Here is a 14,550-nt window from a genome sequence, read left to right as displayed (position 1 = left end):
ACCCGCCCGAGACCTGCGTCCCCCGGACGGCCCCGCCCACGCTCCGGCTACCGGCCGGTAGACCGGGTGGACCGGGTGGATGGCACCATTCACCCGAGTGGTCCAAGGCGGTTCCCTCGGGGGTGGCCGCTGCGGCAGAGTCGGCGGGTCGTCGGCGACGTGGTGCGACCGACCTGGAGCCCGGGAGGGACGAGCGTGGGACGTGCGGCCGTCACCGTGCGGGGGGCGCAGCCGGGGGACCTGACGTCGTTGCTGGTGCTCGTGACCCGGGCCCGCGACGACGACCCCGACCACCAGCGCGACCACCAGCGCGCGGGCGAGCCGCCGCGCTCGGGGTTCGTGGTCGACCGGTCCCGCCTCGAGGCGCTGCTGCGCCGCGAGGACGTGCAGGTGCTGCTGGCCCACGACCGCCCGGGCAGCGAGCCCGTCGGCGTCCTGGTGCTGCGCCGCGGCGAGCTGCTCCCGCTCACCGGTCACGAGGCCGTCCACGTCGAGCAGCTCTGGGTGCACCCCGAGCACCGGCGCCGGGGCGTTGCCCGCGCGCTGCTGCGCCAGGCCGCCGCCACCGCCGAGCAGTCCGGCCTCGACGAGGTCGTGTGCACGCTGCCGCCCACCTGGCGCGAGGCGCACCGCTTCCTGGCGCGGCTCGGCTTCGCCCCGCTGACGGCGCAGCGCGCGGTGAGCGTGCAGAACCTGCTGCGCCGGCTCGGGTCCGAGGGGGGTGCGCGGCGCCGCACCGGCCTCGAGCAGGTGCTCGCCCGGCGACGCCGCGAGCTGCGGCACGGGCGCCGCACCGACGCCCTGGTCTGAGGAGCCCTGGTCCGCGGGAGCCTGTCGGTCCCGCGTCCTAGGGTGGGACGGTGACCGACGCCCCCGCCTCCCGGCTCCTGCTCGTCGACGGCCACTCGCTGGCGTACCGGGCCTTCTTCGCCCTGCCGGTCGAGAACTTCGCCACCCGCACCGGGCAGCCGACGAACGCGGTGTTCGGCTTCACCTCCATGCTCATCAACGTCCTGCGCGACGAGGCGCCGACGCACGTCGCGGTCACCTTCGACGTGTCGCGCCAGACGTTCCGCAGCGAGCAGTACGCGGAGTACAAGGCGAACCGCGCCACCACCCGCGAGGAGTTCCGCGGCCAGGTCGACCTGGTGAAGGAGGTGCTCGCCGCGCTGCGCATCGTCGTCGTCGAGAAGGAGGGCTACGAGGCCGACGACGTCATCGCCACCCTGACCCGGCAGGGCCGCGAGCAGGGCATGGAGGTCGTCATCTCCTCCGGCGACCGCGACGCCTTCCAGCTGGTGTCCGAGACCACCACGCTGCTGTACCCGGTGCGCGGAGTCTCCGAGCTGATCCGGATGACCCCGGCCAAGGTCGAGGAGAAGTACGGCGTCCCGCCGCGGCTGTACCCCGACCTCGCCGCCCTGGTGGGCGAGACCAGCGACAACCTGCCGGGCGTGCCCGGCGTCGGCCCGAAGACCGCCGCCAAGTGGATCACCACGTACGGCGACCTCGACGGCGTCGTCGCCGTGGTCGACCAGATCAAGGGCAAGGCCGGCGAGAACCTGCGCGAGCACCTCGACGGCGTGCTGCGCAACCGGCGGCTGAACGGCCTGGTCGACGACCTCGACCTGCCGGTCACCGTCGACGACCTCAAGGCGCAGTCGTGGGACCGCGAGGAGGTGCACCGCGTCTTCGACGGGCTCGAGTTCAGGGTGCTGCGCGACCGGCTGTTCGAGTACCTCTCGGCGCCCGAGCCGGAGGCCGAGGGCGGCTTCGAGCTCGAGGTCGACCGTCCCGAGGGCGAGCAGGTGGCGGCCTGGCTCGAGCAGCACGGCGCCGACGGCGGCGCGCTCGCGGTGTCGGGCCCGCTCGGCGTCGGCGGGCAGGCCACCGGCGTCGCGGTGCGCACCCCGGCCGGGGCCAGCGCGTGGTTCGACCTGCGCGACGACGGCCTCGACGGGCCGGCGCGCGACGCGCTGGGGGAGTGGCTCGCCGATCCCGACCGCCCGAAGTACCTGCACGACGCCAAGCCGGCGATGCACGCCCTGCTGGGCGCGGGCCTGCCACTGGCAGGTCTGGCCGGCGACACGGCGCTGTCGGCCTACCTGTCGCGGCCCGACCAGCGCACCTACGACCTCGCCGACCTGGCCGTGCGGCACCTGCACCGCGAGCTGCGGCTCGACACCGGCGCGAGCGCCGAGGCGGGCGCCGAGGCCGCGGGCGACGACGACCAGGCGCAGCTCACCCTCGACGCCGAGCTGCAGCCGGCCGGCGAGGACGCCGCACCCGACGACTCCGAGCCCGCGGTGGTGCGCGCCGCGGCCGTGATGGAGCTGTCCGAGGTGCTGGCGTCCGAGCTGGCCGGTCGCGGCGGCGACGCGCTGCTTCGCGACATGGAGCTGCCGCTGGTCGAGGTGCTGCGCGAGATGGAGGCCACCGGCGTCGGGGTCGACCGCGACCTGCTCGACGAGCTGGCCTCGACCTTCGACGCCGGCGTCGCGAAGGAGGCCCAGGAGGCCTACGCCGCCATCGGGCGCGAGGTGAACCTGGGGTCGCCGAAGCAGCTGCAGGAGGTGCTCTTCGACCAGCTGCAGATGCCGAAGACGAAGCGGATCAAGTCGGGGTACACCACCGACGCCGACTCGCTGAACGACCTGTACGTGAAGACCGAGCACCCGTTCCTGCGGCACCTGCTCGCCCACCGCGACGTGATCCGGCTGCGGCAGACGGTCGAGGGGTTGATCAAGTCGGTGGCGCCGGACGGCCGCATCCACACCACGTACAGCCAGATCGTCGCGGCCACCGGCCGGCTGTCGAGCACCGAGCCGAACCTGCAGAACATCCCGATCCGCACCGACGCCGGACGCCGCATCCGCGAGGTCTTCGTCGTGGGCGACGGCTACGAGTCGCTGCTGACCGCCGACTACAGCCAGATCGAGATGCGGATCATGGCGCACCTGTCGAAGGACGAGGGGCTCATCGAGGCGTTCCGCTCCGGCGAGGACCTGCACCGGTTCGTCGGGTCGCGGGTGTTCGGCGTCCCGCCGGAGGAGGTGACCCCGGCGATGCGCTCGAAGATCAAGGCGATGTCGTACGGGCTCGCCTACGGCCTCAGCGCGTTCGGGCTCTCCCGCCAGCTGACGATCAGCACGGGCGAGGCCAAGGAGCTGATGGACGAGTACTTCGAGCGCTTCGGCGGCGTGCGCGACTACCTGCGCGGCGTCGTCGACCAGGCGCGGCGCGACGAGTACACCTCGACCATCTTCGGACGCCGCCGCTACCTGCCCGACCTCACCAGCGACAACCGCCAGCGCCGCGAGATGGCCGAGCGGATGGCCCTGAACGCGCCGATCCAGGGCTCGGCCGCCGACGTCATCAAGGTCGCGATGCTCGGCGTCGAACGCGAGCTGCGCGACCGGCGGATGCGGTCGCGGATGCTGCTGCAGGTGCACGACGAGCTCGTCCTCGAGGTGGCCGACGGCGAGCGGGAGCAGCTCGAGGAGGTCGTCCGCGCGCAGATGGCGGGGGCCGCCGACCTCGCGGTCGACCTCGAGGTGTCGGTCGGGTCCGGGCGCAGCTGGGACGACGCCGCGCACTGACGTCCGCACGTCCGGCTACCGGTCGGTAACGACCTGGCGTGTTCGGCCTCGTCCGGGCGGGAGCGCGTGCCAGACTCCGGCCATGCGCAGCGCTGCCAGGTCGGTCCCGTTCGTCGCGGCCGGCGCCGCGTCGCTGCTCCTGCTCGCCGCCTGCGGTGGTGACGACGGCGGGGACGGCGCGAGCCGCACCGAGCGCGAACGGACGACGCGCACCGACGTCGCCTTCACCGCGTGCGCCGACCAGTGCTCCGGCGAGATCGACGGTGCCGCCTTCGAGATCCTGATGCCGGACTCGTGGAACGGGACGCTGCTGCTGTACAGCCACGGGTACCGCCAGGCCGAGGCCGCGCCGCCGGACTTCGAGCCCGTGAACACCGACCCCGACCCCGCGCCCGGGTACTCCTCCGGCGACGAGCGCGCCGCCGAGGCCCTGCTCGCCGAGGGCTACGCGCTCGCCGGGTCGGCGTACGCCTCGAACGGCTGGGCGGTCGCGGACGGCGTGGCCGCCGGCGAGGCGCTGCACGAGCACTTCGTCGAGACCGTGGGCGACCCCGACCGCACCTACGTGTGGGGCGACAGCCTCGGTGGTCTCGTGACGCAGGTGCTGGCCGAGCGCAACCCCGACTGGGTCACGGCGGCCGCGCCGCTGTGCGGCGTGCTGGCCGGCCCGGTGGCGAACCTCGACCTCGCGCTCGACGTGTCGTACGCGACGAAGACGCTGCTGGCCCCCGAGCTCGAGCTCACCGGCTACTCCGACTTCGACGACGCCGTCGCCAGCTGGCAGCTCGGCTTCGACGCCGTGGTCGCGGCGGGGGGCGACACCGCGAACGGCGTGCCGCGCATCCTGATGGTCGCGGCGCTCACCGACGCCCCGACGAAGACGGCGACCTACGACGGCAGCACGGTCGAGTCGCAGGTGCGGGCCCGCGCCGAGGCCGCGCTCACCGCGCTCGGCTACTCGACCTACGGCCGCTACGAGATCGAGCAGCGGTTCAGCGGCAACCCCTCGACCAACGTCGGGGTCGACTACGCCGAGCGGGTCGACGACGCCGAGCGCGGTCTGATCGACACCGTCGGCGGCGAGGGCACCACCGACCGGCTGCTGGCCGAGCTGGAGGCGGGGGAGCGGCTCGAGGCCGACGCCGCCGCCCGGCAGTCCTTCGCCGACAGCGGCACGCCGACCGGTGCGGTGCAGGACCCGACGATCACGCTGCACACCACCGCCGACCCGCTGGTGCTGGTGCAGAACGAGACGGTGTTCGCCGAGCGCGCGGCCGCCAACCCCGACCGCACCTCCGACGTCGTCCAGCTGTACTCGTCGGCACCCGCCACCTACAGCGAGGAGGACGGCGCGCCGTACGGCGCCGGGCACTGCAACTTCAGCCCGGACGAGCGGCTCGGCGTGATCACCCTGCTCGACCGCTGGGCCCGCGAGGGCCTGTACCCCGCGACCGGCGCGGTCGAGTCGGCGATGGGCGGCGAGAACGGCATCGAGCCCAACTACAAGCCCGGCCCCTGGCCCGCCACGCTCGAGGACTGACGCGCCGCCCGGACGGGTCGGTCAGCCGCCGGCCTGCTCCAGGTCGGCGAGCAGCGCGCTGCACAGCGCCGGTCGCGGACCGGGGCGCACGTCGAGGCGTAGCCCGAGGTCGTCGAGCGTGCGGTCGCGGCCGACGGTGTGCGTCAGCAGCACCGGGCTCGCGGTCGACCAGTCCGAGGTCCACTCGGCGACCGGCGCCTGCAGCAGCGTGCCGCCGGCGGTGAGCTCGAACTGCCCGGTGTCGGAACGGGCGTGCGCCCGCACCTCGACGGACGAGCCGGCGGGCAGCTCGAACCAGGGGCCGTAGAAGTCCTGGAACGGGTCGTCGATCACCAGCCGGGCCAGGCCCTGGTAGTTCTCCAGGCCGACGTACCGCTGCTCGACCCCGGCGAGGTCGTACAGCCGCGCCGTGCCCGGGAGCTGGCCGGACTCGAGCGCGTGCACGGTCACCACGACGTCGCGCTCCTCGACGAGCACCCACGGCTCGTAGCGGTCGCCGGTGTGCAGGTAGAGCGCCTCGCAGTCGCCGCGGACGTGCAGGTCGTCGGCGTGCCCGCCGGACGGCAGCTCGTCGGACCGGCTGACCAGCCCCACGACGGGGCCGTCCGGCCCGCCCCCGAGGCGGTGCTGCAGCGTCAGGAAGTCGACCAACCGGTCGCCCCGCCAGGTCTGGGCCAGGGCCTGGCTGCCCGTCGCGACCTGGGACGCCGTCGCGACGACCGCCAGCGCGACGACGGTCGCGGCCAGCGCGACCCGCCCGGCGCGACGGAGGGCACCGACACCGCGCAGCGTGCGGCACAGCCCGACCAGACCGATCGCGCCGCCGAGCACGAGCGCCGGGACGAACTCGCTGGTGTAGCGGTAGGTCAGGTAGCCGTACGCCATCACGCCGCCGGTGACCAGGACGGTGCCGAGCAGCGGGAGCCGGAGCGCCGACACGTGCGTGCGCCGTCCGCGCGCCAGCACGACCGGCAGGCTCGCCAGGCTGAGCAGCAGCAGCAGGGTCATGAACGAGGTGACGCTGCCCGTCCGGTAGGACTGGTCGACGAACGCCCCGCCGACCCCCTCGGCCGGCTCGGCGGGCAGCGTGACGAACGGCAGGTGGTCGACGAACCGGATGCCGTCGGGACGGAAGTAGGCCTGCAGCGAGCTGAGGAAGAACTGGGGTCCGGTGATGGTGCCGCCGTTCACCTCGAGCGCCTCGCGGCGCCGTGCGTTCAGCCCGGTCCACACCTGGTCCTCGAGCGGGAACAGGTACGGGTGGCCGAACTTCGCCATGTTCACGGCGACGCCCACCCCCAGGGCGAGCACCGCCAGACCCGCCAGCCACGGACCGGTGCGGCGGCGCGCGGCGTCGCCGCGGGAGGTCCAGAGCCACACCCCGGCGACGACGGCGACGAGGCACATGGCCCAGCCGCCGGTGGTGCGGGTGAGGGCCGTGGCGGCCAGCACGGCCGCGAGCCACCCGGCCCGGGCGGGTGCGGGCTCGAGCACGAGCCGGACCAGCAGGTAGGCGCAGCTCAGCACGAGCGCGCACGACCAGAGGTAGACCTCGTGGTAGACCCACGGCAGTGCGGCGTCGAAGGTCAGCACCGTGCCGCCGGTCGCGGCTGCGAGGAAGCCGGCGACGGCCACGGCCTCGACGCGACCCACGGGCTCCTCGCCGCGCAGGCACCACCGGACCAGCCACAGGAGCCGGGCGGCGACGAAGCAGAACACCCCGAACGCCAGCGCCATCGACAGCAGGCTGAGGCGGCCGTCGAACTCGTCGGTCACCAGGAAGACGGGGATGCGCAGCAGCGCCGGGAACGGCGGGAAGTACATGTAGGTGCGCCCGCCGACCTCGAAGCCCTCGATGCCGAGCGAGCCCTCGGGGACCCAGAGGTGGCCGTCCATCAGGGCGCGGGCCTGGGTGTCGAAGAAGTTCGACCCGTACCGGAAGCGGTGGGCCGTGCGGAGCAGGTCGGTGCCCGACAGCAGCACGGCGAGGAACGGCAGGACGCCGGCGACGAGGCCGGCGGCCGTGGCGACCCTCGCGGTGCGGCCTGCGGGTGCCGCGCCGGTCAAGCCCGGGCGAGCTTGTAGAGGAACTGGTAGCCGAACATCGTCGGCCACGCCCGCGTCGCGGCGCGGTCGACCGCCCCGACGCGCCGGCCGAGGGCGGACAGCCGTCCGGCGCCGCCGCGCTCGAGGACGTCGACGGGGGAGCCGACGACGTCGTGGGCCACCACCTTGAGGCCGCTGCGCGCCACCAGGCGCGCGAAGCTGCGGCGGGTGAAGAAGCGCACGTGGCCCTCGTCGAGGGGGCCGCGGCTGTCGTAGTCGAACCGGCCGAGGGCCGTGCGGCCGCGCGGGTACCAGTGCCCGAAGTTCGGGACGCTCACCAGGATCGTGCCGCCCGGCGCCAGCCGGTCGGTCAGCTCGCGCAGCAGGCGCTCGGGGTCGACGACGTGCTCGAGGACGTCGGCCGCGACCACGACGTCGCTGTCGGTGCCGACGTCGGCGGGCAGCCCGCGCTCGAGGTCGGCCTCCACGAAGTCGTCGAGCCGCTCGCCCACGCCCTCGTGCTTGACGACGTCGACCCCGGTGACGTGGTGGCCCTGCGCCCGCACGAGCTCGCCGAAGCGGCCGTCGGAGCACCCGACGTCGAGCACGCGGCTCGCCGGGTAGGTCGCCAGCCAGGCGAGCAGCCGGCCGTGCGAGGAGTGCGGCGACGGCTTGAGCTCGTAGGCGGTGCCGTCGGCGGCGCCCTGGCCGAACCCGATCGCCCGGGCGCGGTGCCGCACGGTGTCGATCGCGACGTCCTTGGCGTACCGCATGCCGTTCACGTAGCAGACCTCGTCGCCGTAGTAGGTGGGGATCGGGACCTCGACGATGCGCTTCCCGGCTTCCAGCATGCCGAGGATGATCTCGGTGTCGAAGTCGTAGTCGTCGGAGTAGTCGGCGAAGCCGAGGTCGGCGAGGGCGTCGACCCGGTACGCGCGGTACCCGCTGTGCCACTCCGACAGCCCCGCGCCGGTCAGCGAGTTCTGGAACGCCGTGAGCACGCGGTTGCCGACGTACTTGTAGACCGGCATGCCGCCGCGCAGCGCCGACCCCGGCGTCATCATCCGCGACCCCATCACCATGTCGGCCTCGCCGGACGCGACCGGCGCGACGACCGACTCGATCACCTCGGGGGCGTACTGGGCGTCGCCGTGCAGCAGCACGACGACGTCGAGGCCGCGCTCCATCGCCCACTGGTAGCCGAACTTCTGGTTGCCGCCGTACTTGAGGTTGGCGGCGTGCTTGACCACGGTGAGCGGCAGCACCGACCCGGACTGGTAGCGCAGCGCGACCTCGTAGGTCTCGTCGTGGCTGGCGTCGTCGCTGACCAGCACGTGGTCGACGGTGCGGCGGAAGCCCTCCGGCAGCCGGTCGAGCGTCTCGCGCAGGGTGGTCGCGGCGTTGTAGGCGACCACGAGGACGCCGGTGCGCACCGCGCCGGTGCCGCTCGTCGCGCGGCGGTCGAGGTCCACCACCTCGGCCCCCCTCCTTCGGTCCGGCGCCCCCGGGCGCCCGTTCGGACGCACCTCGGCGGGCGTCCTCGGGGAAGTCTACTGGTCAGTAGGGTCGACGGGAGGGATTGCTGCATACTCCTCGGCATGACGCAGCCGCCCGCGCTCCCGGTGCCCGGGGTCCTGTCCCTGGTCGACCTCGCGACGCTGGAGTCCGAGCTGCCGCAGACCGCTGCGGCCTACCGCTCCGCCCACCCGTACCCGCACGTCGTGCTCGACGACGTGCTGACGCCGGAGGCGTTCGCGGCGGCCAGCGCCGACTTCCCGCCCATCCGCGACCCGTTCTGGAAGGGCTACCTGCACGTCAACGAGACCAAGTACGGCAACACCGAGCCGGACACCTGGGCCGAGTCGCTGCAGGCGGTCGCGCGCGAGCTCTGCTCGCCGGAGTTCGTGGCCTACCTCGAGCGGCTCACCGGCATCGAGGGCCTGATGCCGGACTGGACCATGGACGGCGGCGGCCTGCACCAGACGCTGCGCGGCGGCCACCTGAACGTCCACACCGACTTCTCGACCCACCACGGCCACGAGGACTGGAGCCGGCGGGTCAACATCCTGCTGTACCTCAACCGCGAGTGGGGCGAGGACTGGGGCGGCGAGCTCGAGCTGTGGGACGTCGACATGACGGCGGCGCAGGCGAAGGTCGCGCCGAAGGGCAACCGGATGCTGGTGTTCACGACCAGCTCCGAGAGCTACCACGGCCACCCCGACCCGCTGACCTGCCCGCCCGACCGGGCGCGCTGCTCGATGGCGCTCTACTACTTCACCCAGGACGACGGCGCCGTGCGCCGCTCGACCCACTACCGGGCCCGGCCCGAGGACGCCCGCACCAAGGCGGCCGCCATCGCCGCCGACCGCACGGCGGTCGACCTGTACGACCGCGTCAAGCGCCGTCTGGGCCTGTCGGACGAGCGGGCGTACCGGCTGCTGGAGGGTCTGCGCCGGCTGCGGCGCCGCTGACCGGCCGCGCGGGGCGTCCGAGCCGGCTCGACCACCGGCGCACGGGGCCCTCGACGAGCCGCTCGAGCACCACGACGAGCACCACCAGCGCGATCCCGCCGACGACGGCGCGCGCCGGCGCGCTCCAGTCGGGGGTGTGCCGCGAGACCAGCCAGAACAGCGGCAGGTGCCACACGTAGACGGTCAGCGACGCGACGCCGAGTCGGCGCAGGGGAGCCCACCCGAGCGCTCGCTCGACCAGCGAGGAGCCGTCGGTGTGCTGGGACGCCAGGACGAGCAGCGTCGTCGCGACCGCCAGGACGACGCCCTGCACCTTGAAGTAGGCCTCGATGTCGAGCCGGGCGGTGCTGGCCACCACGCCGAGCACCACGAGCGCGCTCGCGCTGAGCAGGGCCGAGAAGTCGGTACGCCGGCGGGCGACGCGGTCGGCGACGAGCGCGGCCAGCGCCCCGTAGAGCAGGCCGTCGACCCGGGTCGTGGTGCGCAGGGCGGCGCTGTACCAGCCCTCGACGTCGTACACGTGCCACCGCCACCAGGTGACGAGCAGGACGAGCACCACCAGCGCGACCACCAGCTGCCGGGTCCTGCTCGCCCAGAGCGCGACCACCACGGCCGCGACGACGAAGAACTGCATCTCGACGCTGAGGTACCACAGGTGCCCGATGTCGGCCCGCGCCGACAGGGCGTTGTCGCGCATGTAGGTGTTCAGCGTGAACGTCACGCCGCGGACGAGCCCGTCCCAGGTGACCTCCTGCGACGCCGGGTCGGTGCGGTCGACCTGCTTCACCACCAGCAGGGTCACGAGCAGCAGGGCGACCTGCGCGCCGATGCGGACCACGCGTCGGAGCAGGGCGCCGAAGGGTGCGCCGGCACCGTGCGAGCGCCGGGCGTCGAGCATGCTCCTGGTGACGAGGAACCCGCTCACGACCAGGAAGATCGTGACGGCGACGCTGCCGGAGCGGAACAGGCTGTCGAGGGGGTCGATCTCGTCGAGGCGGTCGAAGGGGTGCAGCACCCACGCGTGCGACAGCACCACCAGCGTGACGGCGACGCCGCGCAGGCCGTCGAGCACCCCGGTGCGCGCGGTCGCCGGTGCGGGTCGGTGCCGCGGGGTCCGGTGCTCAGCCACGGGCCGCACCCTGCTCGACCAGCGGGCGGGGCTGCTGGGCACGGAACGCGGACGAGGTGGCGAGCCAGCGGCGGGTGGGTTCCTCGACGAACCGCTGCGCGAGCACCGCGACCAGCGCGACCACGCCCAGCGCCAGCGCGGTCCGCGCGCCCCAGTGCCAGGTCGTGGTGTGGCGGCTGACGACGTAGAAGACCAGGTAGTGCCACATGTAGATGGCGAGCGAGGCGCGGCCGGTCCAGGTGAGCCAGCGGACCGACAGCACGCGGGCGACGAGGTGGTCGGCGTCGAGCCGGGTGAGGGCCAGCACCAGCCCCGCCGCCGCGACGGTGACCGCGAGGCCCCACCACCGCAGCGGCGCGAAGTCGCCGAGCTCGTAGGACAGCAGCACGAGCACGACGAGCGCGGCGCCGCTCGCGACCGCGACCACCGGGGCCGACCGGGACGTGACCAGGCGGGTGCCGAGCAGCGCCGCCACCGCCACGCCGACCAGGAGCCCGTCCGCGCGTGCCGTCGTCGCGAGGGAGGCCTCGACCCAGGCCCCGTCGTCGAGCAGCCGCGTGCGGTGCACGACGACCGCGGCCGCGGCGACGAGCGGGACGGCGACCAGCAGGGCGCGGCGGCGGGCGAGCAGCACGACCAGCAGCGGCAGGACGAGGTACACCTGCTGCTGCACGCTGAGGTACCACAGGTGCCCCAGGTCGGCCCGCGCCACCAGCGCGTTGTCGATGAACCAGCTGTTCCAGGTGAAGGTCAGCACCGCGAGCAGGCTCCGCCGGGTCGAGCTGCCGTCGGCCGGGTCGGTGGGGTCGAGCTGGGCCAGCGCCACGACGACGACCGCGAGGGGGACGAGCTGGACCCCGATGCGCACGAGGCGCCGCAGGTAGAAGCGCACGGCGTCGAGCCGCTGCTCGGCGTGCTCGCGCAGCAGCCCGCTGGTCACCACGAACCCGCCGATGACGAAGAACACCACGACGGTGCCGCCGTGGAACAGGCCTCGCACGAGCGGGACGGTGTCGATGCCCTCCATCGGCCACACGATCCAGCCGTGCCCGAGCACCACCAGGACGATCGCGATGCCGCGCACGCCGTCGAGGCTGTGCACGCGCGGCCGGGACGACGGCGCCACGACGGCCTCGGTGGGCGCGTGGTCGGCCCGCTCGCCGCTCACGACGCCGGCTGGCGCGTCCCGGCGCGGACGGTCGACGCCGCCCCCTGCCCGTCGGCCACCGCGTCGCGCAGCACCCGCTCGAAGGCGTCGACGGTGTGCTCCCAGGTGTAGTCGCGCGCGTGGCGGCGGGCGGCGTCCGCCATCCGCTCCCGCTCGGCGGTGTCGCCGAGCAGCCGGTCGGTCTCGGCGACGAAGGCGTCGAGCCCGTCGACCAGGCTGCCGGTGCGGCCGTCGACGACGGACTCGGACAGGCCGCCGGCGTCCTGGTACGCGACCGTCGGCACGCCGTGCCACGCCGCCTCCATCACCGACAGCCCCCAGCCCTCCTTGAGCGAGGGGCACAGGTGCACCCAGGTCGACGCCAGCAGCTCGTGCTTGGTGGCCTCGTCGACGAACCCGGTGAAGCGCACGGCGTCGTCGACCCCGAGCTCGCGCGCGCGCTCCTGCACGCGCTCCTCGTCCCAGCCGGTGCCGACGACGAGGAGGCGGAGCCCCGGGTGCCGCGCCCGCAGCCGGCGCACCGCCTCGAGCGCGTGGTCGACGCGCTTGTGCGGCACGATCCGCCCGAGGACGCAGAGCGTGGGCGCCTCGGCCCGGCCGCCCGACGGTGCGGTCGGCGGCGCGTCGGTGCCGTTGTGCACCACCGTGACCGACTCGTCGTACCCGAGCTCGACGAGCTCCCGCCGGGTCGTCCAGCTGACCGCGACGACGGGACGGCGGCGGTACACCCGCGGCGCCACGACCGACTCCAGGAACCAGCCGGCCCGCGCGACCGGGCCGGGCATCACGACCGGCCACTGCTCGCGGTGCACGTGGTGCACGACGCCGACGACCGGCCCGCGGCGCACCAGCGGCGAGAAGAACGGGACGCCGTTGCTCACGTCGACCACGACGTCGGGACGACCCAGCCGTCCGGTCAGGAGCGCCGCCAGCGCCCGCGGGTAGACGGTCGCGCGGGTGCCTCGCCGCACGTAGCGGACGCCGTCGACGACCTCGTCGCGCGGCGCGCGGCCGTGGTCGGCGCACCAGAAGGTGACGTCGTGCCCGCGCGCGACCAGACCCGCGGCGACGGTCTGGGCGTAGCGCTCGCTGCCGCCCCCCTCCGGGTGGCGCAGGTCGCGCCAGTTGAGGAGGACCACCCGCAGGGGGGTGGCCGCGGCGGCGGTCACGGGCACGAGGTTACCGGCCGGTTAGGCTCCCCGGATGCCGGATCGAGCAGCCGCGACGCTGCGTCGCTCGCTGCACCTGCTGGGCGAGTTCCGGTACGAGCAGACCGACGGCGCGCGGTTCTACCGGGCGCTCGCCGACGACTCGGTGCAGCAGGTCGCGCGGTGGGTCGACCTCGCCGGCGCGGGCGTCCTCGACGTCGGTGGCGGGCCCGGGTTCTTCCACGACGCGTTCACCGGCCGCGGCGCGCGCTACGTCGCCGTCGAGGCCGACGCCGGCGAGCTCGTCGCGCACGGCGGCGTCGCCGCCCCGCGGACGCTGCTCGCCGACGGCACCCGGCTGCCGTTCGCCGACGGCAGCTGGGACGTCGTCTACTGCTCGAACGTCGCCGAGCACGTGCCACGGCCGTTCGACCTGGCCGACGAGCTGCTGCGGGTGGTGCGCCCCGGTGGGACGCTCCTGCTGTCGTACCCGATGTGGCTCAGCGTCAACGGCGGCCACGAGACCTCTCCCTGGCACTACCTGGGCGGGCACCGGGCCCGGCGCCGGTACGAGCGCCGCCACGGGCACCCGCCGAAGAACGCCTTCGGCACGACGATGTTCGCGATGACCGCCTCGGAGGGCCTGAGCTGGGCCGCCCGCCAGCCGCACGCGGAGGTGCTCGCGGCCTTCCCCCGCTACCACCCCTGGTGGGCGCACTGGGTGGTGCGGCTGCCGGGGCTGCGCGAGCTGCTCACCTGGAACCTGCTGCTCGTGCTGCGCAAGCGGTGAGCACGACGCCCTGGGCGCTGCGCGGCCGGCCCGCGCCGCTCGCGGTGGCCGCGGTCCTGCTGGTCGCCCTCGTCCTGCTCGGCCCGGCGCTCGCGCCCGGTCTGGTGCTCTCCTACGACCTCGTCATGGCGCCGGACGCCGGGTTCACGCCCTTCGCCCTGGGGGCCGGTGTCGTGGCCCCGCGGGCGGTGCCGAGCGACGCGGTCGTCGCGGCGGCGTCGCTGCTGCTGCCGACCCCGCTGGTGCAGAAGCTGCTGCTGCTCGGGGTGCTGGTCGGTGCCGGCGCCGGGTGCGCCCGCCTGGTCGCCGTGCTGCTGGACGCGCGGGGGTCGGCGGCGACGTCGGCCGCCGCGCAGGTCGTCGCCGCCGTCGCGGCCACCTGGAACCCGTTCGTCGCCGAGCGGCTGGTCCTGGGGCAGTGGACGGTGCTGCTCGGCTGGGCGGTGCTGCCCTGGGCGGTGGCCTCGGTGCTCGGTGCCGACCCCGAGCGGCCGGGGGCGTCCGCCGTCCGCGTCTGCGGGTGGGTGGCACTGGCCTCGCTCGGCGGCGCCAACACCGTGCTGGCCCTGCTGCTGCTGGTGGTCGTCGCCGCGGTCGTCGCGGTGCGGCCGCGGACCGCCGCCGCCGCGACCGGCGGCGGGCTCGCGGGTGCTGCCTGC

10 protein-coding genes and 1 pseudogene are annotated in these 14,550 nt (G+C 74.4%); 6 read left to right on the top strand and 5 right to left on the bottom strand.

From position 1 onward, the window contains the following. Window positions 1-195 precede the first annotated feature (195 nt). The 3 genes from ACYVKY_RS13685 to ACYVKY_RS13675 all read left to right on the top strand — a co-directional run bounded on the left by ACYVKY_RS13685 (window position 196) and on the right by ACYVKY_RS13675 (window position 5,139). Window positions 196-810 carry a GNAT family N-acetyltransferase gene (locus tag ACYVKY_RS13685; protein WP_460435544.1) on the top strand — a complete coding sequence of 205 codons (615 nt, stop codon included), beginning with the start codon at window positions 196-198 and terminating at the stop codon, window positions 808-810. A 50-nt stretch (window positions 811-860) separates the two neighbouring features. Then, window positions 861-3,599, top strand: a complete 2,739-nt coding sequence (gene polA / locus ACYVKY_RS13680) for a DNA polymerase I (RefSeq protein WP_460435543.1) — start codon at window positions 861-863, stop codon at window positions 3,597-3,599. An 82-nt stretch (window positions 3,600-3,681) separates the two neighbouring features. After that, window positions 3,682-5,139, top strand: a complete 1,458-nt coding sequence (locus ACYVKY_RS13675; protein ID WP_460435542.1) for an alpha/beta hydrolase family protein — start codon at window positions 3,682-3,684, stop codon at window positions 5,137-5,139. Between the two features lie 21 nt (window positions 5,140-5,160). Here ACYVKY_RS13675 and ACYVKY_RS13670 read toward each other — a convergent pair whose 3' ends face one another. Continuing rightward, window positions 5,161-7,206, bottom strand: coding sequence for a hypothetical protein (locus ACYVKY_RS13670; RefSeq protein ID WP_460435541.1), 2,046 nt, complete (start codon window positions 7,204-7,206; stop codon window positions 5,161-5,163). Beyond that, entirely contained in the window at window positions 7,203-8,660 is a 1,458-nt protein-coding gene (locus tag ACYVKY_RS13665; protein WP_460435540.1) for a methyltransferase domain-containing protein, read from the bottom strand. Before ACYVKY_RS13665 ends, ACYVKY_RS13670 begins: the two co-directional genes overlap by 4 nt. A gap of 123 nt (window positions 8,661-8,783) precedes the next feature. Between ACYVKY_RS13665 and ACYVKY_RS13660 the strand changes: the two genes are divergently transcribed. After that, window positions 8,784-9,656 carry a 2OG-Fe(II) oxygenase gene (locus tag ACYVKY_RS13660; RefSeq protein WP_460435539.1) on the top strand — a complete coding sequence of 291 codons (873 nt, stop codon included), beginning with the start codon at window positions 8,784-8,786 and terminating at the stop codon, window positions 9,654-9,656. Here ACYVKY_RS13660 and ACYVKY_RS13655 read toward each other — a convergent pair. From ACYVKY_RS13655 to ACYVKY_RS13645, 3 genes are read right to left on the bottom strand one after another with little or no spacing between them, the layout of a single operon-like run. Next, window positions 9,580-10,785 (bottom strand): acyltransferase family protein, encoded by a 1,206-nt coding sequence (locus ACYVKY_RS13655; RefSeq protein WP_460435538.1) that lies wholly within the window; start codon window positions 10,783-10,785, stop codon window positions 9,580-9,582. The genes ACYVKY_RS13660 and ACYVKY_RS13655 overlap by 77 nt on opposite strands. After that, window positions 10,778-11,953 (bottom strand): acyltransferase family protein, encoded by a 1,176-nt coding sequence (locus ACYVKY_RS13650; RefSeq protein WP_460435537.1) that lies wholly within the window; start codon window positions 11,951-11,953, stop codon window positions 10,778-10,780. Before ACYVKY_RS13650 ends, ACYVKY_RS13655 begins: the two co-directional genes overlap by 8 nt. Continuing rightward, window positions 11,950-13,122: a glycosyltransferase family 4 protein gene (locus ACYVKY_RS13645; RefSeq protein ID WP_460435536.1), complete on the bottom strand. Its 1,173-nt coding sequence runs from the start codon at window positions 13,120-13,122 to the stop codon at window positions 11,950-11,952. Before ACYVKY_RS13645 ends, ACYVKY_RS13650 begins: the two co-directional genes overlap by 4 nt. Window positions 13,123-13,156: 34 nt before the next feature. On the opposite strand from ACYVKY_RS13645, the gene ACYVKY_RS13640 reads away from it, so the two are divergent. Next, entirely contained in the window at window positions 13,157-13,891 is a 735-nt protein-coding gene (locus ACYVKY_RS13640; protein WP_460435535.1) for a class I SAM-dependent methyltransferase, read from the top strand. Continuing rightward, window positions 13,888-14,550: pseudogene (locus tag ACYVKY_RS13635) on the top strand (hypothetical protein); the annotation flags it as partial. The gene ACYVKY_RS13640 and the pseudogene ACYVKY_RS13635, both read left to right, overlap by 4 nt.

Source organism: Angustibacter speluncae, assembly GCF_054777815.1.
Note: the sequence above shows the minus strand (reverse complement) of the source record. Positions and strands in the feature narration are given on the sequence as shown.

Excerpts from the sequence above, each read along its gene's own strand:
- ACYVKY_RS13675 (WP_460435542.1), top strand. The coding sequence starts at position 3,682 with ATGCGCAGCGCTGCCAGGTCGGTCCCGTTCGTCGCGGCCGGCGCCGCG.
- ACYVKY_RS13640 (WP_460435535.1), top strand. The coding sequence starts at position 13,157 with ATGCCGGATCGAGCAGCCGCGACGCTGCGTCGCTCGCTGCACCTGCTG.
- ACYVKY_RS13660 (WP_460435539.1), top strand. The coding sequence starts at position 8,784 with ATGACGCAGCCGCCCGCGCTCCCGGTGCCCGGGGTCCTGTCCCTGGTC.